Annotated in this window: 20 protein-coding genes; 3 read left to right on the plus strand and 17 right to left on the minus strand. The window is 51.3% G+C overall.

The features are described 5' to 3' along the window. Nucleotides 1-44: 44 nt before the first annotated feature. The 4 genes from MSMTP_RS07215 to MSMTP_RS07225 all read right to left on the minus strand — a co-directional run bounded on the left by MSMTP_RS07215 (nucleotide 45) and on the right by MSMTP_RS07225 (nucleotide 1097). Nucleotides 45-311: a type II toxin-antitoxin system mRNA interferase toxin, RelE/StbE family gene (locus tag MSMTP_RS07215; RefSeq protein ID WP_048178435.1), complete on the minus strand. Its 267-nt coding sequence runs from the start codon at nucleotides 309-311 to the stop codon at nucleotides 45-47. Beyond that, complete coding sequence (locus tag MSMTP_RS19085; protein WP_156153723.1) at nucleotides 308-631, minus strand: hypothetical protein; 324 nt, start codon at nucleotides 629-631, stop codon at nucleotides 308-310. Before MSMTP_RS19085 ends, MSMTP_RS07215 begins: the two co-directional genes overlap by 4 nt. After that, entirely contained in the window at nucleotides 628-786 is a 159-nt protein-coding gene (locus tag MSMTP_RS18445) for a hypothetical protein (RefSeq protein ID WP_231582953.1), read from the minus strand. The genes MSMTP_RS19085 and MSMTP_RS18445 overlap by 4 nt, the downstream gene beginning before the upstream one ends. 83 nt (nucleotides 787-869) lie before the next feature. Next, nucleotides 870-1097: a hypothetical protein gene (locus MSMTP_RS07225; RefSeq protein ID WP_048178437.1), complete on the minus strand. Its 228-nt coding sequence runs from the start codon at nucleotides 1095-1097 to the stop codon at nucleotides 870-872. Nucleotides 1098-1214: 117 nt separating this feature from the next. Between MSMTP_RS07225 and MSMTP_RS07230 the strand changes: the two genes are divergently transcribed. Beyond that, the gene (locus MSMTP_RS07230; RefSeq protein WP_048178438.1) at nucleotides 1215-1967 is read left to right on the plus strand and encodes a hypothetical protein; all 753 of its coding nucleotides are present in this window, start codon (nucleotides 1215-1217) and stop codon (nucleotides 1965-1967) included. 76 nt (nucleotides 1968-2043) lie between these two features. Here MSMTP_RS07230 and MSMTP_RS07235 read toward each other — a convergent pair whose 3' ends face one another. Then, nucleotides 2044-3126 (minus strand): hypothetical protein, encoded by a 1083-nt coding sequence (locus MSMTP_RS07235; RefSeq protein WP_048178439.1) that lies wholly within the window; start codon nucleotides 3124-3126, stop codon nucleotides 2044-2046. A gap of 492 nt (nucleotides 3127-3618) precedes the next feature. Between MSMTP_RS07235 and MSMTP_RS07240 the strand changes: the two genes are divergently transcribed. Both MSMTP_RS07240 and MSMTP_RS07245 read left to right on the plus strand, forming a co-directional pair. After that, nucleotides 3619-3996 (plus strand): NUDIX domain-containing protein, encoded by a 378-nt coding sequence (locus MSMTP_RS07240; protein ID WP_082090537.1) that lies wholly within the window; start codon nucleotides 3619-3621, stop codon nucleotides 3994-3996. A gap of 320 nt (nucleotides 3997-4316) precedes the next feature. Next, entirely contained in the window at nucleotides 4317-5924 is a 1608-nt protein-coding gene (locus MSMTP_RS07245; protein ID WP_048178441.1) for an aminoacyl-histidine dipeptidase, read from the plus strand. 765 nt (nucleotides 5925-6689) lie between these two features. Here MSMTP_RS07245 and MSMTP_RS07250 read toward each other — a convergent pair. From MSMTP_RS07250 to MSMTP_RS07300, 12 genes are all read right to left on the minus strand, one after another. Next, a complete protein-coding gene (locus tag MSMTP_RS07250; protein WP_048178442.1) occupies nucleotides 6690-7193 on the minus strand; it encodes a YqhA family protein in 504 nt (167 codons plus the stop codon). Nucleotides 7194-7295: 102 nt separating this feature from the next. Next, on the minus strand, nucleotides 7296-8012 hold the full coding sequence (gene aqpZ, locus MSMTP_RS07255) for an aquaporin Z (protein WP_048178443.1): 717 nt from the start codon (nucleotides 8010-8012) through the stop codon (nucleotides 7296-7298). A gap of 223 nt (nucleotides 8013-8235) precedes the next feature. Then, nucleotides 8236-9708 (minus strand): alpha/beta hydrolase fold domain-containing protein, encoded by a 1473-nt coding sequence (locus tag MSMTP_RS07260; RefSeq protein WP_052718306.1) that lies wholly within the window; start codon nucleotides 9706-9708, stop codon nucleotides 8236-8238. A 145-nt stretch (nucleotides 9709-9853) separates the two neighbouring features. Further along, on the minus strand, nucleotides 9854-12211 hold the full coding sequence (locus MSMTP_RS07265) for an arylsulfatase (RefSeq protein ID WP_048178444.1): 2358 nt from the start codon (nucleotides 12209-12211) through the stop codon (nucleotides 9854-9856). An 11-nt stretch (nucleotides 12212-12222) separates the two neighbouring features. Continuing rightward, the gene (locus MSMTP_RS19090; RefSeq protein WP_156153724.1) at nucleotides 12223-12375 is read right to left on the minus strand and encodes a hypothetical protein; all 153 of its coding nucleotides are present in this window, start codon (nucleotides 12373-12375) and stop codon (nucleotides 12223-12225) included. A gap of 128 nt (nucleotides 12376-12503) precedes the next feature. Then, nucleotides 12504-13154, minus strand: a complete 651-nt coding sequence (locus MSMTP_RS07270; protein ID WP_048178445.1) for a MarC family protein — start codon at nucleotides 13152-13154, stop codon at nucleotides 12504-12506. Between the two features lie 74 nt (nucleotides 13155-13228). Then, on the minus strand, nucleotides 13229-13981 hold the full coding sequence (locus MSMTP_RS07275) for a CPBP family intramembrane glutamic endopeptidase (protein WP_048178446.1): 753 nt from the start codon (nucleotides 13979-13981) through the stop codon (nucleotides 13229-13231). Between the two features lie 215 nt (nucleotides 13982-14196). Continuing rightward, nucleotides 14197-15687, minus strand: coding sequence for an arylsulfatase (locus MSMTP_RS07280; protein WP_048178447.1), 1491 nt, complete (start codon nucleotides 15685-15687; stop codon nucleotides 14197-14199). 117 nt (nucleotides 15688-15804) lie between these two features. After that, nucleotides 15805-17166 (minus strand): anaerobic sulfatase maturase, encoded by a 1362-nt coding sequence (locus MSMTP_RS07285; RefSeq protein WP_048178448.1) that lies wholly within the window; start codon nucleotides 17164-17166, stop codon nucleotides 15805-15807. Further along, nucleotides 17167-17328 carry a hypothetical protein gene (locus MSMTP_RS07290; protein ID WP_156153725.1) on the minus strand — a complete coding sequence of 54 codons (162 nt, stop codon included), beginning with the start codon at nucleotides 17326-17328 and terminating at the stop codon, nucleotides 17167-17169. Between the two features lie 36 nt (nucleotides 17329-17364). Then, on the minus strand, nucleotides 17365-18510 hold the full coding sequence (locus MSMTP_RS07295) for an AI-2E family transporter (RefSeq protein ID WP_052718307.1): 1146 nt from the start codon (nucleotides 18508-18510) through the stop codon (nucleotides 17365-17367). A 24-nt stretch (nucleotides 18511-18534) separates the two neighbouring features. After that, nucleotides 18535-20889, minus strand: a complete 2355-nt coding sequence (locus MSMTP_RS07300; protein WP_048178450.1) for an arylsulfatase — start codon at nucleotides 20887-20889, stop codon at nucleotides 18535-18537. Nucleotides 20890-21008 lie beyond the last annotated feature (119 nt).

Raw genomic sequence — 21008 nt, forward strand, 5'->3', positions numbered from 1 at the left:
GGTAAATCGCTTCAATGATCAGTTTTTTGATAGCAAAAATAAGATTATTTGTAAATATCATCGTGATGAGCGATGTCCCAGAATATCACTTTATTTTCGGCTTCAACTATTTCAAAAACAAGAACAAATGACTTGTCGATGTGGACTCGCCTCAAACCTTTCATATCATGTCTTAAAGGTTTGAAATGATAGGGGTTGTCGAGTATCTCCCCCATTTTGCTCAGCAGAGCTTCAAAACGCCTTTTGTTTTTCTTTTGAAGTTTTTCCATTTCTTTTTCAAGACTCTTGCTGACTTCAAAAGAATGTCTCAAAGCTTTACCCCGAATTTCTTTTCAAACTCGTTGCCAGAAACAGTACCTTCCTTTTTTATTTCATCCAACCTTTCAAGGTACTCCTCTTTAACTGGATGCAGTTCGCTATCTATTGCCTCAAGACTTTCTTCTATTTCAAGGACCTTTTTCTTGAGGAAATCCAGGTCATCGGATATTTTCCTGAGAAGCTCTGTTTCAGTCATATTTTCACATAGATATTTTGTGCTTTGATAATATTTATACGTCGCTGTGGAAGAAAAATAAGCTGAGAGACAAATAAATGGCAGCACAGTTTTTGAAGTTGAATCCGAGATTTTCATGCAACTGCTTCATAAACGCTCTGATTATCCCCGGCGTATGAGTCGTAAATGTGCTGGAAAACAGCGTTGCATTTTTCTTCATAAATATCCGTATCGTATGAGTCGGGGAGTCCTCTATCCAGTTCGTCTTCAATTTCTTTTTTAACTGCTGCCATAGCCTACTGTTTTTTTCTCCAATCGAGCACCAGTTTTTCAGTTTTTATAGTGGAAAGCAGCTCTTTTGAGATCTTTTTTCTTTTCATTTTGCTCTAAACTTACATGCTGCTGTTGGTGGTGAAAAGATTCTTACGCCTGATTGATATTCTTTCCATTCTTCTTCATTAAGGCATATTAGGGCGGGATTTATACAGCCTGCCTTTCCGCATACTAATGCAGTGTCTGGATATCCTACAGGTTTTACCATCTTCACATAGACCGCAGTCCTTCCTTCGGGAAGACCACATTTTTTGCATCTAGCCAGTGCCATGCTATCACCTTCATTCTTATGAATTTGTATATGTTTTTATATTTTGTGGAGATAAACTTGATAAATATCTCATCTGTGTCTAAGAGTAAAAATGTGTCACTTTTTGGAAGTGGTAGAATGGTAAATGAGAAAGCAATCGAAAAAATTGTTGGGTACGGTGATACGTACATAGAGCAACATCTTGAAAATGGGTATGAAAAAAGTAGGCTGACGACTGATTGGTGGGAAGGGTTGAAATTTCTGTTTGATCACGTTTTTTATCAGGGTCGCAGTGATAAAGTTTCGGAAAGGGTAGAAAATGAAGTAATTACTGTTTTAGAGAAGTATATTAATGGAAACAAAGAAAATCCAGAAATTATTTTGAATAAAAATAATCATGAAAAAATAACGTGTGATCTTGAAGAAGTTATAGGAAAAGGTAAGGTCGGAAGGCACAGAGATATTGAAATGGTCATTTCAATTTTTAAATTTATTCCCAGAATAGAGGATAAAAATATTCTAAAATATTCAGTGTCAAAAATAAAAAATGGATATGTAAGGGATCATTATGAAGAACTGCAAAGTATTCGTTCTATTGGTCCCAAAGTTAGTTCTTTTTACCTTCGGGATCTGATCTACATGTATTCATTAGATAGCTATATTTCAAAAGAGGATTTGATATTTTTACAGCCTATAGACACATGGGTTAGAAAGGTTGCATTAAAAGTTGAAATTATAGATAATATTGATGAGGATGACACGATAGTTAGGGAAAAAATTGTTGAATCTTGTTTGAATTTAAACTTGTCTACCACAAAATTCAATCAAGGTTCTTGGTATTTAGGATACAATTCCTTTGACATCCTTATAGATAACTTGGATAAAATTTGAATTCCATGAAAAAAGTTATACTTGGATTACTTAAACATCTCTCTCTTTTTCTTCACTCTTTCTCTCCCTCTTCCCCTTACCGGACATCTCTGGAATTATTATTAATATGGAGCTGCCAGTAGCGGTCGTAGAGGGTGACGATCAGGGTCAGGAGCAGGATGAAGAAGAGCGTGTTCCCTAGGTCGATTGAGCCTTCGTACCTGGGGCTGAAGAAGTCCAGGAGGAGGACGATGCCGGTGTTTACCAGGGACATCACGATAAATTCCCTGACGATGGAACTCCAGTGCCTTCCGTGCCGGGCAAGCCAGTGACTCAGGGCTGTGTTTATTATGATGATTATGGCCACGGCAATGGATAGCTGGATGTTGTTTGCCCGCACGCCCGGAAGGATCTGGGCGAAGATGATGGTCAGGAGGGAGATCAGCGCGATCTTCTCGAGGACCTGTTTGTTAATAAGGCGTTCCCGCTCGTTCTTGATGGCCTCCGGGAGAGGGGCGACTACCGGGGCGGCTGCAACGGGGAGGGCGGCAAATTCCAGGCCTTTTCGGGCAGGGGGCAGGTCCCGGAGCAGCCACCAGGCTATGGCGAGCAGGAACGCAGCATAGGCAACAAGGATAAGGGCGTTGGAGGGGTTGGCTCTTATCCAGTCTGTGGTGTCCATCTGGGCGACGTGGATCCAGTACTCCTGGGGTATTTTGACGAAAACCCAGATAAGAGCTGCCGCGGCGATTAATTTGCTTTTTGTCAGGACCTTCGGATCCCATTTCAGGCGGACGGCTTCGTAGAAGATGAAGAAGTACTCGAAGGTGTTTGGGAAAATAAGCAGCAGGTAGCGCAGGTGTACGATTTCGAAAATAGCAACTCCCACAAGCCGGTAGTAGAAAAGGAAGCGGTCCAGCTTGAAGGCGTAGAGGTTCGACCAGTTTCGCAGGGTCGAGAGGTAGGTTATACTCAGGTAGTAAATGTCAAGGGCCTTGTCATATCCCTGGTAACCTTCCAGAGGCAGGTCCGTGAAAAGCTGGAAGATCGTCTGGTCTACCATGTCGAGGATCAGGGAAGCCAGCACACCCGGCAGGGGATAGCGTGGAATGGTGAGCGGGATCAGGAAACGGGCCATGACCACAGCCCAGAAAATCAATAAGTCTGTTGTTTCTGTCAAAATCTGATTCCCCCTCAATCAGTAGCTCAATCAGTAGCTCAATCAGTAGCCAGCCTGCCATTCCCCCCCGGAGGCAGGCCGGATTTTCATCATGATTTCCATTGTGATTCCAATGGCAATTCCCATCGCGATTCTCATCGCATTGTTACTTGTTAGTATAAATAGAGTCATTTCTATAAAAATTGTTTCATATTAAAATACTTATTTTAATCCCTTATGCTTGTCTCCAAACATCTTTTCTTGAGAACGGGGTATTTATATCTCTTTTTTCGCTTTAAATGTCCGTAAAAATGCATTTCTTAAAAATCAACGGTATTTTAGAATAGTAATAATGATCCAGAACAGTATTCTGATTATAATAATTTCTGTTAAGAAAGTGAGATTTCCAGCAAGAAAATTTGCCCTATCGAATGCTTTAAATAATTCCGGAAAAAACAACTATCATTAGGTAATAAACCAGGGGAATTTAATCTTTTTAAGGGGGTAACACTTATTTCCAGTGCATATGACAACCGGAGAGGTTCTGTAGTAGTTGAAACTGACAGGGGAGTCCTGCTTGTGAGCAGTTCGGGAGGTTACTACCGGCTGCCCGGAGGAAAACCGAAGAAAGGGGAAGCAAGCATCCAGACGGCAATCCGGGAGCTTCGGGAAGAGACCGGGCTTCGGGCATACTATGTGAATTATCTATTCAAGTTTCATGCTTCCAAGATCTTCAAGATCCGGGCGAAAGGAAAACCGACTCCGAGTAACGAGATACACCATCTTGCGTATTACAGGCCGGGAAAGGAAATGGACGTGAAAGTTTCCTACAATACACGCAAAATATTGAATAAGCATTATGGGTTGGAAGAAGCTGAGGACGAGAGCTAAGAGGTAAGGGCTAAGAGGTGCACGGATCCCAAACGGAAGAATTAGGCCATAAGTTTCAGGTCGTAAGAATAGGGGCAGGATTTTTCCGTGCTTTCCGTGTCTTCCGTGGTTTATAGTGTAAGTGTAAATATTTACGTTTGGAACTATAATTCCGGTTTTACAGGCTTGAATTCAGGCTTTCGAGCCAATAATTGTTTTCTTTTTTCAAAAAATTATATTTATTCTGGGAATACTTTTCAGGTGGCTATTTATGCCTTATTTTTAATATCTAGCTAGATATGGATACCGACCTGAACAAAATAACTACGAATTGATCTCCCATGCACCCTAAAACCCGACAAATCCTCGAAACTTTTGAAGAAATCAATAAAATCCCGCGCTGCTCGAAGTACGAAAAAAAGATTGCCCTCTGGCTTGAGGACTGGGCCAGGTCCCGGGGTTTTGAGGTAAAAACCGATCTCGTTAACAATTTGCTGATAAAGGTCCCGGCGACCCCGGGGTATGAAAATTCTCCTACCCTTGTTTTGCAGGGGCACATGGACATGGTCTGTGAGAAGAGCAAGGGCTCGGCCCATGACTTTTCCAGAGACCCGGTTGAGTGTGTGTATGACGGGGACTGGCTAAAGGGAAACGGTACTTCCATCGGGGCGGACAACGGGATTGCGCTTGCAATTGCCATGGTCCTGGCGCAAACCGGAAAGGCGGGAGAGATCGAGCACCCGTCGCTTGAGCTGCTCTTTACGGTGGACGAGGAAACCGGGCTTACCGGGGCGATGGCGCTTGAGCCGGGTTTCTTTGCAGGAAGGGTTCTGATGAACCTGGACTCCGAGGACGAAGGGGTCTTTACCGTCGGGTGTGCGGGGGGGCTGAATACACGGATTACGCTGCCTTTAGAGTACGAGCCTTTCGATTACGCGAACGGGTTCGGGTTCTTCAAGCTCTCCGTTGAGGGCCTCAAAGGTGGGCATTCAGGAGTCGAGATCCATAGGCAGCGGGCAAATGCCGTCCAGCTGCTCGCCCGGGCCCTGGCGGGAGTCCGGGATAAATCCGGGGAGACAGGTCCGGGGATCCTCAGGCTCGTTTCCCTGAACGGGGGAAGTACCCACAATTCGATCCCCAATTTTGCGGAGGTTTTTTTTGCGCTTAAAAGGAGCGAGTTCGACCGGGTAAAGGGGCTTGTTTACAGGTTCGGGAAAACTTTCCGGGCCGAGTATGCCAGGAGCGACCCGGATATCCGTCTGGACCTCGAGGAAGTCGAAATGGGCGTGATTTACGAAATTACCGAGACCGAAATCCACGAAAAGGAAGTTCCCCTTGACCGGGTGCTTACGGAAAACAGTGACTCAGGGCTGCTCAAGCTGCTGCTTGCTCTTCCCCACGGGGTCTACCGGATGTCGGACAGGATTCAGGGCCTGGTGGAGACCTCGAACAACCTGGCCATGGTGAGGACAGGAGACGATGAAGTGGAAGTCCTGTCTAGCCAGCGCAGTTCAGTCATGTCAAGGCTGGACGAAATTACCGGGAGGATCGAAGCCGTGGCAGAACTTGTAGGAGCCGAAGTCCGGCATGAGAACGGCTATCCCGCCTGGGAACCTGACCTTGAATCGGACCTGCTTTCCAGGTGCAAAGCGGCATATACGTCCGTTTTCGAAGAAGACCCCTCCATAGAAGTCGTGCACGCCGGACTCGAATGCGGAGTTATCGGCTCGAAATGTGGACTCCGGGGCGGAAAAGGGAACCCCGGCGATAGTGGCGGAGAGAACGGTGATGGAAAGTACAGCATCGGAGAAGACGATGAAGGAGGCATGGAGATGATTTCCATAGGCCCTACTATCAAGTATCCCCACTCTCCGGATGAGAAAATCTATATTCCTTCCATCGAAAAGATCTGGGCCTTCCTGGAAAAGCTGCTGAAGAGTTACCGCTGATAAAACAGCCTTTAAAAATTAAGGTTAAAAGGCTCTGCAGAAATGCTGTAATACTGCTTGAAATGGCCCCGGTTTTTGTGACAGGGTTTAATGCTGATTCCGGTTCCGGGAATTTCCTTCACGGTATCGACAACAGGGGCCCTCACCGCCCGCATTGGCGGGCGGCCTTTCCGAATTTTTTGAGAAAAAGTGTTTTCAAAATAAATTGATTGTGGATGATGACTGTGTTCTGATTTTCAACCCTGATTTCTTCGTCCTGTTCCCAACGTTCTGCTTTTCCCACCCTGTTCTCAACATTCTGCTATACACGGAATAAAGGAAACAGGGGAACAATCTTTCCGTGTTTTCCGTGTCTTCCGTGGTTACAAAGTAATTGTAAATGTAAATTTGAGTATAAATTTGAGCATTAATTTAAATCTAAATATTTACGTTCAGGACTATGGTAGTTTTAATAACTTTTTAAGTCATTTTGCTGTACTATACTTCGCCATTTTAGTACTATTTTTTGTCTTCTAAATTATTATATGGAAAAGCCGGTCGTCTTCGACGACCGGTGAGAGCGCCGGTATCTGGAAAGCAGATTAAAAAAGGCTTTTGGGGTTAGCTCATATAAAGGGAAATTACAGTTAACCTGCCTGGATTTTTATTTTGACTGGAAATTGTTTTCCTTTTTTTCGATTTTTTCTTCTTCAGTGGAATAACCTGAAATTCCGGCTTTATCTCCCTTTTCGTACAATAGCCGTTTTGCTCCACTGGTTTTAGAATTCATTTCGCTTCTTGTCGGTGTTTTTCTTTCTCGCTGTCCGTTGTCTTCGAGCGAACCTTTATGAAGTAAGCCAGGGCTGCAATGGGCAGGGCGTAGCCTATCCCGTATAAAGCAAGGTTTTCATCCTGCTGTTCAAGGACCACGCTCAGGAAGTTGACTGCAAGCACGACTGCAGTGAGCCCCACCAGGTTCATCTCCAGTTCTTCGATGTCGTTTATCTCCAGCCAGGCCGGTAAGGGAAGCGGTTGGATAAACAGCTGGTAGAGGCCGAATGAGGTTATGAAAAGCACCGTCCCGACCAGGAACAGATGGACTATTTCCACAAGTTCGATAATAATGAAACTGTTTGTGTCCGTCTCCCCCATTCCGGGAAGCATTTCCCAGAGGAAGTCAAGAAGGTCGATGCCGCCCCTGATAAACAAAATGCCAGCCGTGATTGCAAGCCCTATAACCGGAATCAGGACGAAGTATCTCATTTCGGCAATGAATCTCACGACTTTCATAAGCAGATTCCTCCTGTTACCTGACTGTGTGATTTCTCGGTCTCCTTTCTGCGTCCCTCATGAGAGCCGGGACTGCTGAGAACCGGGACTTTCTTCCGAATCTTATTCTTCTGTATCTGATCCAGCGTCACCTCCGACCGTACGATATGCAATGCCAGCTAGAGCCCCTCCGACTATCGGTGCCAGCCAGAACAGCCACAGCTGCTGAATTGCCCAGCCGCCAACGAATAGTGCCTGTGATGTGCTGCGGGCCGGGTTCACTGAGGTGTTTGTCACCGGAATGCTGATCAGGTGGATCAGGGTCAGCCCGAGCCCGATGGCGATCGGAGCAAAACCGGGTGGGGCGCGGATGTCGGTTGAGCCGAGAATGATGAAGAGAAACATGAAAGTCATCACGAGCTCACAGACCAGCGCTGCGAGCAACGAGTACCCTCCGGGTGAGTGTGCCCCATAACCGTTAGCCGCAAAACCACTTTCGACCAGATCGAAACCGGGCTGGCCGCCGGCGATCAGCGCGAGCACAATAGCGGCGGAGATAGCTCCTGCCAGCTGTGCAATGATGTACGGGACGATGTCCTTTGCAGGAAAGCGGCCGCCTATGAACAGGCCGACCGTGACAGCCGGGTTGAGGTGGCAGCCCGAGATGTGCCCGATCGCAAAAGCCATCGTCAGGACGGTCAGTCCGAAAGCCAGGGCGACACCGGCAAAGCCGATGCCAAGCTCCGGGAAGCCGGCCGCCAGAACTGCGCTTCCGCAGCCCCCGAGGACCAGCCAGAAAGTACCTATAAGCTCTGCTGAGAATCGATGTATTAAGTTCATGAGAACCCCCCTTTCTTTGATTCTGAGTACTGATCACTGTCTGCTGATAACTGTTTGCTGATCACTGTCTGCTGATCACTGTCTGCTGATCACTGTCTGCTGATCACTGCCTGCTGATGCTATTTGGTTGTGTATTTTCCGGCCAACTGGTTTTCGGGCGCATCTGGTAAATCCGCATCATGGGGCGGAACTTACCCTCATAATCGCAATCTTCGGCCGACAGTTATTGAAGATGCTGCAATAGAAACGCTTTTAGCTCAGCAAAAGCGTGATCCGACTCAGGTGAGCCCAGCACGCCTACGTAATCCGCATGGGCAGTGCCGTCATATACGAGGATATCGGCTACTACGCCCGCTTGATGGAGTTTGATATGGGTGCGAGCAGTGGCGCTCAAGAGCAAGTCTCGAGTCCCCGTAATTAGGAGTGTGGGCGGGAAACCATGAAAGTCGCCATACAGAGGAGAGACCAGCGTATCTTTCAAATCACGACCGTTCGCATAGAGTCGGATACAAGCCGCGACGAATCCATCATAGGTGACCAGGTTCCGGTCGATACCGTCATTGATGTACCAGGAGTCACCTGTCTTGCTCATGTCAGCGCCAGGCGTACCCAGGAAGAGCGCGCCGGGTACGTCAATACCCAGCTCGATCAAGTGCTGCACCAGCCCCATGGTGAGATTGGCGCCACCCGAAGAGCCACCCATAGCCACTGAGCGTGCTGGTCGCGTTTTTAGGAGGTGTTGATAGACGCTCAACACATCGTTCCTCGCGGTCGGTGCGGGATGCAGAGGCGGCATGCGGTAGTCAATGGACAGTACTCTAACCTTGGCCAGATGGGCAATCACTATGGCTTCGAGGGTGCATACTTCACCCCCGTTCAAAACAAAGGCGCCCCCATGAGTGTGGACAAATAATTTATCCTCCAACCTGGGATCTATCTCTGAAGGTGTCACATGATAAACGTTGACTCCCTCGATCATATCGTGTTCAACGGATACCGAAAACTGTTTGCTGATTTCTCGCGCCATGTCGAGCTTACCTTCGTCCAATTGCGCGATAACCGCAAGCCATTCAGCTTCGCTCTGGGGTTCGATCTGCACCTTCGCCGGATCAGGTTGTGGGGTGATGGCGATGGCATCTCGCATGAAATCACTGGCGCCATCAGGCGGCGGCAATGTGCGGGGGCCGATCTGCCATGCAGTTTTCTGCTCGCCAAAGGCTTCACGCAGTTTGGCTTCCTGCACGTTGGTCAGATTAGACTCAATCAGGCTCCCCATTTTGCCTTTGAGTTCATCTTGCAGCTTATCTGCGGCAGCACTACCGGTAACGGTAAGCAAGAATAGGGCCGAGGTTCCTTCAGTTACCTTAGCACGCACTGATTTGATAAAGTTGTCATCAATGCCGTAGTCGCTATAACGGCCCGCGAAAGCACCCAGGACCGCGCCTACAGCCATGCCAAAGAAGGGCATAAAAAAGAGCAGGCCAAAGAGCATGCCCCAAAATGCGCCGCCGAGTGCCCCGGGCCCGGTCAGGCTCACCGCTTGCCGGGTTTTGGGTTCCTTTTCGCCAGGTTGCCATTCAACAACAGCCGCATCTTGAATTTCAATCAGTTGTTGTTTTTGTAAGCTCTCCAGCTTGTCCAGTGCTTCGCCTGCACTGGTAGGATTATCGAATTTCCAAACAGTTAATGTTGCCATTAGATTTTCTCCTATCTGTTACCAGGCAGTTTTGTATTTACCTGAAGATTTCAAAAACTGGCCATAGTGGATCTTTCAGCAGTCCGAATTTTTTGTCAAACTATGCTTTTTCCGGGCCTTGGACACGGAAAATCAAAACACAAACTTACTGCTCGGTCATCATCCGTTTCAGGTCAGCTTCATCGTCTTTGATCAGTTCCCCCGATACGTCAAGTTCAACCTGCCTGATCCTGCCTGTGAAAGTGAATGGTGCCCTGTATTCTTCAGGGTGGACACTGTCGGCTGCGTCGTAACCGCAGCTCAGCCCGATGATGCCAAAGAGGTTGGGTACGGTGTAAGGCAGGTCCTTGCTGGCTACAAGCTCGCCGTTGACGTAGAGCTGGCTCCGCCCCGCAGACCCTTTCCCTTCCCCAAAATCGGGTTCGCCGGTCTTTTCAAACTCATAGCGCAGGGTGACTTCCCCTTTCGGGATAGGGTCGGGCGAGCTTATCCTGAACTTTTCGAGCCCTGAGTAGTTGTGGACGTGATGCAGGCGTCCGTCCTTGACGTAGAAACTGTATCCCCCATGGCGGTTTCCGTGTGCGAGCAGGACCCCCTCGGCTCCTCCTTCGGGGATGAGCACGCGGGCTGTGATGCTCCAGGGCCTGTTGTAGACCCTTGGGGCAGCAGAGAACTGGACCGGGGCTCCGCCTCCATAATAGACGTATTTCGTGCGCGGGCGTGCAATGGTCGGCCTTGGCACGTTCATGCGCTCCAGGGCTGCTGTTGCCAGGGGGAGCACCCCGTACTTGCCGGCCTCGGTGTACCAGCGCTGGACCATTTCCTGCAGTTTCTCAGGCTTTTCTGCTGCCAGGTTTTTCATCTCAGCCGGGTCTTCTGCCAGATCATAGAGTTCCCAGCCCTCGGAATCAAGCACCTTTAACACCCTGGTATTCAGGGGCATCCCGAAGAACCAGCCCTCCCTCAGGGGCTCGGCAAAGCTTGAGCCCGGGAAGGGGCAGACCGCCCTCCAGCCGTCGTGGTATATGGAGCGGTGTCCGAACATCTCGAAGTACTGGGTAATGTGCTTTGTAGGGGCATCGGGGTCGTCAAAGGTGTGGGCGAAACTGACACCCTGTATGGGAGACTGGGGTACCCCGCGGATGGTTTTGGGAGCTTCCGTATCCAGGGCTTCGAGCACTGTGGGTACGAGGTCAATCGCATGGGCGTACTGGCTGCGGTTTTCCCCCCTTGCACGGATGCCCTCCGGCCAGGAGACAATGCAGGCGTCGCTTATCCCCCCGCGGTAGGTCTCGCGCTTCCAGCGGCGGAATGGGGTATCTCCAGCCCAGGTCCAGCCCCAGGAATAGTGGTTGAAGGTCTCGGGGCTGCCCCATTTATCGATGCGCTTCAGGTTGTCCTCCAGGGTCTCTTCCACGTTGTTGAAAAAGAGCATCTCGTTGAAAGTCCCGTGCACCCCTCCCTCGGCGCTGGCTCCGTTATCCGAGAGCACGATGACCAGGGTATTGTCCAGTTCTTCGATCTCTTCAAGGAAGTCAAGAATGCGGCCGAAATGGTAATCGGTCTGCTCAATGAAGGCTGCAAAGACTTCCATCTGGCGGGCATAGACTTTCTTTTCGGTATCCGAAAGGGAGTCCCAGGCAGGCACGTCGGGGTCGCGCTTTGAGAGCAGCGCATCGGGGGGGACAATTCCCAGCCCCTTCTGGCGTTTGAAGACCATCTCCCGGTATTTGTCCCAGCCCATATCGAACTTGCCTTTGTATTTATCTATCCACTCTTTTTCGACATGGTGCGGGGCGTGCCCTGCTCCGGTGGCATAGTATAAGAAGAAGGGTTTTCCCGGGGCATTGTGCTGGGCGTCTTTGATAAATTCGATAGCTTTGTCCCCAAGGTCGATGTTCAGGTGGTAGCCCTCTTCGGGAGTTTTGGGGACCGGCACCGGGTGGTTGTCATAGGTCAGGTCGGGATGCCACTGGTCGGTATCTCCTCCCAAAAAACCGTAGTAACGCTCAAAACCTCTCCCCAGGGGCCAGCGGTGGAACGGACCTGCCGTGGTCGTCTCTTCCGGCGGGGTCAGGTGCCATTTGCCCACGGCAAAGGTGTTGTAACCCTGTTCCAGCAGGATTTCCGAGAGAAAACCGTGCTCAAAGCCCATATACCCGTTGTGTGCGGGGTAGCCCATGGACAGTTCGGTGATGGCGGAGAGCCCCAGGGTATGGTGGTTCCTGCCCGTCAGCGCACAGCCCCGGGTAGGAGAGCAGAGTGCCGTGGTCTGCATATTGGTATAGCGCAGGCCCCTTTTCGCCAGCCGTTCCAGGTTGGGTGTTTCGCAGAGCCCCCCGAAAACTGACATCTGCCCGTAGCCCACGTCATCCAGGATAAAAAATATCACATTCGGTGCACCATCTCCGGCCCGTGTCGGTCTGGGCCAGGCAGGTGAGGATTCTTCAAGTGTCCTTCCGATAATACCCGGAAAATGTGTTCCGGGCTCGTATTCGATCAATTCAGGTATTATTATCCCCCCATTCTTTCGGAACCTGCAAGACCACTCCCTGGCTTGCGGTTCAATGCTCCGATCCTTGCTTCGATCTCTGCTTCGATCTCTGCTTCGACCTTCACTTCGACCTTCACTTCGACCTTCACTTCGACCTTCACTTCGACCTTCACTTCGATCCTTGCTTCGACCTTCGCTTCGATCTTTAATTCATTTACTTACCTGTAAATATAAATTCACTTTTATGTATATCTTTTTATACATGTCCATTTATTTCTCCCGGTGTTGAAATAAAATGCTTTTAATGTCCCGGAAGCCCGGAAATGATGCCTAACGTTTCCAGACCGTCCAGTACCAGCTGCACCGCCAGTGCCGCCAGCAGGACGCCAAAAACAGCCTCCGTAACCATCAAACGGGAAGGGTCCAGTTGCTTTGCCAGTTTGTCCATGTTTTTGAAAACCGCCATGTCGATCACACCCATAAGGAGGACAAGCCCTGCCACAAGAGCAAACATAAGCAGCGAGTCGAGCTGGTCGGAAACGGTGACAAGCACGGCAATTCCCGCCGGGTTTAGCAGGTAGGGTACTGCAAGAGGATAGAGAGCCATCTGCATCGGGTCCCGGGAAGCCGCTTTTTCTTTGTGTTCCTCCGATCCTCCGGCCCCTATCAGCATGTGAAGGGCAAGCAGCATCAGGATGAGGCCCCCGGCGATAGATACCGCTCCCGGGCTAAAGTGCAGGAGCCTCATCAGCAGCGAGCCCAGAAAGACCAGGACCAGGGCAACGCCAACAGCCGTTTTTACCATCTGTCCCGCCACTTTCTTTTGCATCTCCTTTTCCATGCCTGCGGTCAGGTCCAGAAAGGGCACAAGTGCGATTTTCGGGCCCATGCCGATCAGGAGCAAAATAAACAGGTCAAAAACAACATAAAAATCAAGGCTCTCAAGATCCATTTCAGCTTCTCTCCTAAATATGAAAATTAATCAAAAATTAATTTCAGAAAGCTTCAAAACCGGAAGCTTACGACTTATTCGCTTAATTTCTCCTCCTCCTGCAAACCGCCTTTGCCGTGCCAATAATCCCGTAATAACCAGAGGCCGTAAATGAACAGTACCAGGGCAAAGGGAAAGACCAGCATTCCTCCGAGGAAACCTGTGAGAAAGAGCAGGCAGTCCCACAGCCAGTGAATTATGATTACCGGGATGATCGTGTCAAGGCGAACCCGCAAAGCCACTGTCCAGACCCCGAACATGCCTGCGAAAAAAGCCTGGCCTGCCGCGGCTGTGAAATTTCCGGTTATAAAGCCATTTAACGCATGGACCAGCCCGAAAAGGACTGCCGTAATCCACACTGTACGCCAGATCCCGAATGACGACGAAGCCCCATGGAACAATATTCCCCGGTACATCAATTCCTCGCTGATGCCGACAAGCAGGGTATTGATGATCACGAGCATAAGCACCTGAGTTGGAGGAAGGCCTGTAAACAATAAAATCAGCAGCAGGAGAAAAAGCACAAGGGCCGGAAGCCAGAGCAAGCGCAAATCCCGTAAATTTTCCGGGCCTTTCCCTGCTACCTGGGGCCACCATTTCAAATAGCTAATAACCCCAATCAAAAAGACAGCTGCAGCCAGCACCCCGAAGATTATCTGGTTTTTTGCCAGTTCATCAAGCTGCGTGGGCTTTCCCCCGACCTGCAGCAGTTCTCCACCAAATACGATGATAACCCAGATTGCAAATATTACCAGTGAAGTAGGCCACGGTTTTCCTGATGAATTCATATTTTGCTTCCCCAATCCGATTCGATACAGCCGTTGGGCTCAGGCCAGATGGATGACTGCCGGGATTAGCGGGCCGGGTGCAATCCGGGTGTGACCTGGGTGCGTGGGTGTAATCCGGTGTAATCCGGTTGCTAATTGCCTGTTTCTTGCCCCCGCTGTCAGCTATTAAATATCAGCCTTAAAGTTCCTGTCCGGTACCCTTTCCAACTCCACGTTCATGTGCTTCCGATTCCCTTCAAAAGCTTCTCCATTGCCTGGTCTACAGTAAAACTGGCTGCTTTCTGGCGTGGAGGAAACTCTTTGAACGTTGCCAGAAAATCGCCTACAACACCCTGTGCAGGCACAAGCAGGAAGGCATGATCGAGGAGCCAGTCGTAATAGATGTTCGAGGTCTGGTCTGCCCTCTCATAAGGGTCGGTGCGCAGGTTGAACATCTTCGGGACGCGCAGGGGGACAAAAGGTTCAGCCCAGACCTGCAACGTGCCGATGACGCGCTGCTCCATAAAGACAAGTTTCCAGTTATCGTACCTCAGAGCTACCAGGTCACCGTCATCGGAGAAGTAGAAGAACTCGATGCGTGGGGACTTTTCCTCCTTCCCGGTAAGGCAGGGAAGCAGGTTATAGCCGTCAAGGTACACTTTGAAAGTTTTGTCCCCTTCTTTGTAGCCTTTTTTGAGCTTTTCCTTGACATCCGGCTCGCCTGCTGCTGCAAGGAAGGTTGGCAGCCAGTCAAGGTGGCTTACGATCTCGTTGGAAACCGTTCCTTCGGGGATCGTTCCCGGCCATCTCACCACCTGGGGTACCCGGAAAGCCCCCTCCCAGCAGGAGTTTTTCTCGTTTCTGAATGGGGTCATGGCTGAGTCGGGCCAGGTGTTCATGTGAGGGCCGTTGTCCGTGCTGTAGACGACTATGGTGTCTTTTGCAATGCCCAGTCCGTCCAGCAGGTCAAGCAGCACTCCCACCTGCCGGTCGTGTTCGATCATGCCGTCATGGTATTCCGACTGCCAGCGCCCGGACTGGCCCCGTATCCTCTCCGGGACATGGACCCTGAAGTGCATCCAGGTGGTGTTGAACCAGACAAAGAACGGCTTTTCCGCCTTGTGCTGGCGTTTGATAAAATCAACTGTTGCGTCCAGGAACTCCTCGTCCGCGGTTTCCATTCGCTTGCGGGTCAGAGGTCCGGTGTCCTCTATCCTGCCGTCGGCATAGCTCTGGATCACTCCCCTCGGGGCGTAGTTCTTACGGAAATCAGGAAAGTCCTCCTCAGGCGGATAGTCAGGGTGTTCAGGTTCTTCTTCGGCATTCAGGTGGTAGAGGTTGCCGTAGAATTCGTCAAAACCGTGGTTAGTAGGCAGGTGCTCGTCCCTGTCTCCAAGGTGGTTCTTTCCAAACTGCCCCGTAGCATAACCCTGAGCTTTTAAGAGCTCGGCGACGGTCGGGTCCTCGGACTGAATTCCAAGTTTGGCTCCGGGCATCCCCACTTTGCTCAGCCCCGTACGAAAAGCGCTCTGCCCGGTGATAAACGAAGCTCGCCCTGCCGTGCAGCTCTGTTCCCCATAAGAGTCGGTGAACCTCATGCCCTCATTTGCGATGCGGTCGATGTTTGGCGTCCTGTAGCCCATCAGGCCGTCGCTGTAGCAGCTGAGGTTGCTGATTCCTATATCATCTCCCCATATGACCAGAATGTTCGGTTTCTTTTCTGCCATTCTTAATCTTCCCATTGATAGATTGGTTGATATATCGGGTCAGCGCTTTTAAGCAGCCTTCCGATGTTGGATAAAGCAAAATATGAATTTTTTTCTCTACTCTCCACTTTGTTCCTTTCAGAATCGTATAACAGGTCCAGACTGCTGCTGGGTCCTGTGTTTTACCTGCTTCCGGTCATTCCTTTCGGGTCCGTTTTTCTTGCGCCCGTGGCAGTGTTTGAACTTGAGCCCGCTTCCGCAGGGGCAGGGGTCGTTTCGTCCGGCTCTGGCAAAAGCATCTTCCATAGCCAGCACCCGCATCAGTTCCGGTGCCGGATAGCCCCGCTGCATCAGCCAGCCAAGGATTTTCAGGGGGTGGTCGATGTGCCGGAAGAAGGTTTTCCAGCCTTCGCAGAGGTAGTTCAAACCCGGTTCTCCGTCCGGGGTTGTAAGGAAGCGGTTTTTGGGACATTCCCCCCTGCAGGCAAAGAGAAAATCGCATTCCTTGCATGCCCTCGGCAGAGAGTCTCGTTTTTTCTGCCCGAACTTTTGCTGTTTTTCCGAAAAGGCAAGTTCCGCGAGTTCCTTTTCCAGGATGTTTCCCAGCTTGCAGGCAGGTTCCACAAAGTGGTCACAGGAGTAGAGGTCGCCGTTGTGCTCCAGGGCAAGCCCAAGGCCGCAGGTCTCTTCAAAGACGCACATCCCTGAAGGCATGTCCAGCCAGCGGCGGGCTGCGGCTTCAAAGGTCTGCACAAAGACATTACCCACGTCGTTTCGCGCCCATTCGTCGAAAATACGGATAAGGAAATTTCCGAACTGTTCAGGCAGTACCGAAAGGTCCGATACCGTGTTTCCCTCCTGGTAGAGGGTGCCCCCGTCCTCGTTGATTCGCTCCACAATGGGGATGAACTGGACCCAGTCTGTCTTTGCCTCGTCCCGGAAGAAGCGGTAGACTTCCAGCGGATAATCGGCGTTCCTGCGGTTGACCGTGGCAAGGACGTTGTATTCAACCCCATGTTTTTGGAGCAGGCGAAGCCCCCGCATGACCCTGTCGAAGGACCCTTTTCCTCCCCTGTCCACCCGGCAGGCGTCGTGAAGTTCGCGCGGGCCGTCGATGCTGATCCCTATGAGAAAGTTGTTTTCCTTGAAGAAACGGCACCATTCGTCGTCCAGCAGCGTGCCGTTGGTCTGCATCGTATTTTCGAATGTCATTCCCGGTTTTCTGTACTTTTCCTGCAGCTCGATTGCACGCCGGTAAAAGTCGATTCCCATCAGGGTGGGTTCCCCTCCCTGCCAGGCAACGGTCACCTGCGGGCTGCTGTGGGCTGCAATCAGCTGCCGGATGTAGTTTTCCAGCACCTCGTCTGACATGCGGAAGCTGCTTCCGGGATAGAGCAGTTCTTTAGGCAGGTAGAAGCAGTAGGAGCAGGCCAGGTTGCAGATTGCTCCGGTCGGCTTGGCAAGCACATGGACGCGGGGAGGCAGGAAGTTTTGTGCCATTTAACAGTTCCTCCCTGCGCCGTGATTTCCCTGTTCGACTTTGATCTCCATGCTTCGGCCCGTGATTCTGATCATGATCTGGACCATGCTTAGAACCGTACTTCGGCCCATACCCTGGCTAATGCTTCGGATTTCATAAGGTCTGCCTGTATTTTCTGTCATCTGAAATTCTCCTTCTGTCCTGTGCATCCGGCTTTTTTACTCCTCCGCGAAAACCCCTTCCTCGCGTAAGCGGCGCACCGTCTGTATCACGACTGCAGTCAGCGGCACTGCCAGTATCATGGCCAGGAATCCGCCGACAACGCCGGATGCGATCGTTACCAGGAACACGAGCAGTGGGTGCACTTTGAGAGTTGTCCCCAGAGCCCAGGTATTTATGACATTCTGCAGCGCCCCGTTGGATATGGTAACCGCCACTGCGACAATCAGCGCCGTTTCTGCTCCCCCGGAACCAAAAGCGATAATCACGGCAAAAGCGCCGCCAATAAAGGCGCCTATGTAAGGGATGAATGAAGTAAAAAAGTAGAGAATGAGAATCGAGCCCACCAGGGGCACCTTTAGGACAATCAGGGGGATGGCCACCACGATTGACGTAATCGTCGCAGTGAGCGCAGTTCCCCGGAAATAAAGCCGTATTGAACGGCTGATGTTGGCAACGATAGCCGTACCTGTTCCGGGTTTTAACTTGAACTGCCGGGCCAGCCAGACCTCGATTTCAGGCCCGTCCCGCAGGATGAAAAAAAGAATGAACACACTGAAGTATACCCCTATCAGGAGCGCTGCAGCACTCGAAAACGTGCTGCTGAGGATTCCGATAATTCCCTGGCCCAGTGCAGGCAGGCCGTTTGCAACTGCGGCTCTGATGGATTCAAGGGTCTCTTCCTCGATCTGGAACTGCAGAAGCCAGGCTTCCAGGCTTGCCCATCCGGCTTCGAGCTGGCGTACGATCTCGGCCCCCTGGTCAATGAACCCCCTTACCAGAATTAGGAGCAGGGCGGCGGCACCCAGAAATATCAGCAACATCGTAAGCACCGTGCCGATACTGCGGGGAACCCGCCGTCGCTCCAGCCTGTCTACCAGCGGCCGAAAGACAATTCCTATCACCACCGCAACGAGCAGCGGGACAGTGATACTGCTCACGGTCGCAATGAAGCTAAGGACGGTACCGGCGGCGAGCACGATGCCCAGAAAGAGCCAGCTAACCATACCTGCGCGGCGCAGCCAGTAAGGTGCGCTTCTGGAAAAGTCGCTTCGAAGTTGTTTGTCCGTAATGATTCTCCCCCCAGGGTAGGACTGGCAGTTCCCGGTCTGCCTGTTCACCGGATTACCTGCCAGTCCCCCCATCCAATCCTGTCTTCTTTCCTATCTTCACTGCCTCGCCATGACCATGCGGGTCTCGGCTTCCTTGTCCTCGATAAGCTTCCCGCTCACATCAACGGTTACGCTGTAGATCTTGCCGGTGAACTCAAAGGGAGGCTGGTAGTCGGGTGTGACCGGAGCCCCGGGAGCTGAGCCACAGGTGACCCCGCTGGTCAGCCCGAGTGCAAGTGGAGTCGTTACCGGGACCTCAGTTTGGCCGACTAACTTTCCGTCTATATAGAGCTGAGCTCTGCCTGGTACCCCCTTGCCCCTTGCCACGTCCGGCTCGCCGGTTACTTCGAACTCGAAGCGGAGCTTATGCCGCCCCTCGGGAACGTTTTCTACGGACTCGACATGATATAGGGTCCTGGATACGTAGTTGTGCACCCAGTGAAGCTTTCCGCCTTTCATGTAGAACGAATAGCCGGAATCGATTCCCCCATGGGCAAGCAGGACTCCTTCGGCATCCCCCGGAGGGATCTCGACATCTGCGGTGATACTGTGCGGGCGGTTGAGGACCCTGACCGCTGCATTTGAGGGCACCCCCTGGGTTCCGGGATAATAGGTGTAGTGTGTCCGGTCGACGGCAATCTGCGGCCGTTCATCGGCAAGGCGCAGCACTCCGCGGGCATCGATAGGCAGCACGTTATATTTTCCGGCCTCTACATACCAGGTGGCAATCATCTCGATTAACTTCGGCCGGTTTTCCGCAGCTACATCATGGTTCTCGGTCCAGTCCTTTTCCACATGGTAAAGCTCCCAGCCTTTTGCATCCAGCTCGGTCAGCTTCCCTGCCGGGATCGGTTCGCCGAAGGATTTTCCTGCTTCGGCGAACGAGGGACCGGGCCACGGACATACCGCCCGCCAGCCGTTATGGTAAATGGAGCGGTGCCCCATCATCTCGAAGTACTGGGTGTGGTGCTTTGAAGGCGCACCGGTATCGTCGAAAGTAGGTGCAAAACTGAAGCCTTCGATGGGTGCCTGGGTCACACCTTTGATAACCGTCGGGGGCTCAATTCCCAGGCATTCCAGGACTGTGGGCAGCATGTCGATAGCGTGGGCGTACTGGGTGCGGACCTCTCCCCCGACTTTTATTCCCCGGGGCCAGTGGACGATAAAGGGGTCGCTGATGCCGCCCCGGTATGTTTCCCGCTTCCAGCGGCGGAAGGGCGTATCTCCCGCCCAGGTCCAGCCCCAGGCGTAGTGGTTGAAAGTCTCAGGGCCACCCAGCTTATGCAGGGCTGCGAGGTTCTCTTCCAGCGATTCGGGCACATTGTTGAAGAACAGATTCTCGTTGACTGAGCCCGTCGGCCCCCCTTCTGAACTGGCCCCGTTATCGGAAATTACCATGATTAAAGTATTATCAAACTCACCGATATCTTTGAGGAACTGTAGCAGCCTGCCGATGTGGTAATCGGTATGTTCCAGAAAGCCGGCAAAGACTTCCATCATGCGGGCGTAGAGCTTCTTTTCCTCAGGCGAGCATTTTTCCCAGGGCTTGACATCCGGGTCATGGCGGGATAGTTCGGCGTCTTTCGGGACTATGCCAAGTTCCTTCTGCCGGGCGAAAGTCTTTTCCCGGTAAGCCTCCCAGCCGTCGTCAAACTTGCCTTTGTATTTGTCCGTCCATTCTTTTGGGACGTGGTGAGGGGCATGCATGGCTCCGGTGCAGAAGTACATGAAAAAGGGCTTGTTGGGTGCGACCTGTTTGGCGTCGGCAATGAACTGGATAGCTTTGTCCGCAAGGTCCTCATTCAGGGTATAACCTTCTTCCGGAGGCTTTGGAGGGGTTGCGGGGTGGTTGTCGTAGACCAGTTCAGGGTAATACTGGTGCGTTTCGCCTCCCAAAAAACCGTAGAAGCGCTCGAAACCCCGGCCGAGAGGCCAGCGGTCATAGGGTCCGGCTGCCGAGATCTGGTCTGCAGGTGTCAGGTGCCATTTGCCGACGGCATAGGTGTTGTAGCCGTGCTGCTGGAGCATCTCCGACAAAAACCCGTTTTCAAAAGGTATGTAACCGTCGTAGCCCGGATAGCCGGTTGAGCCCTCGGTGATGCAGGCCATATTGTTTGAATGGTGGTTCCTGCCGGTCAGGATACAGGTTCGTGTGGGAGAGCACAGCGCCGTAGTATGCATATTGCTGTAAGCAAGCCCTCCCTCTGCAAGGCTGTCCAGATTTGGTGTATTTATGGGCGAGCCGTAGCAACCTAGTTGTCCAAAACCGGTGTCATCCAGCACGATAAATAGTACGTTCGGAGCCCCTTCTTTAGCCCGCCGGGGTTCCGGCCAGGCGGGTTCTGACTGGTCTGCAGTGCGCCCGATAACTCCGGGAAAGGCGGTGTCGGACCTGTATTCTTTTAATGGCATTTATCCTCCTATCTACTGTTTAGGATTTTCCGTAAAAAGCCTGAAAATAAATATGGAAATAATAAAAAAGGGGAAAGGAACTGACTTTTCGCTCCTTCCCCCTTATTCATTTTATTCAG

The organism is Methanosarcina sp. MTP4, assembly GCF_000970045.1.
Classification (GTDB): domain Archaea; phylum Halobacteriota; class Methanosarcinia; order Methanosarcinales; family Methanosarcinaceae; genus MTP4.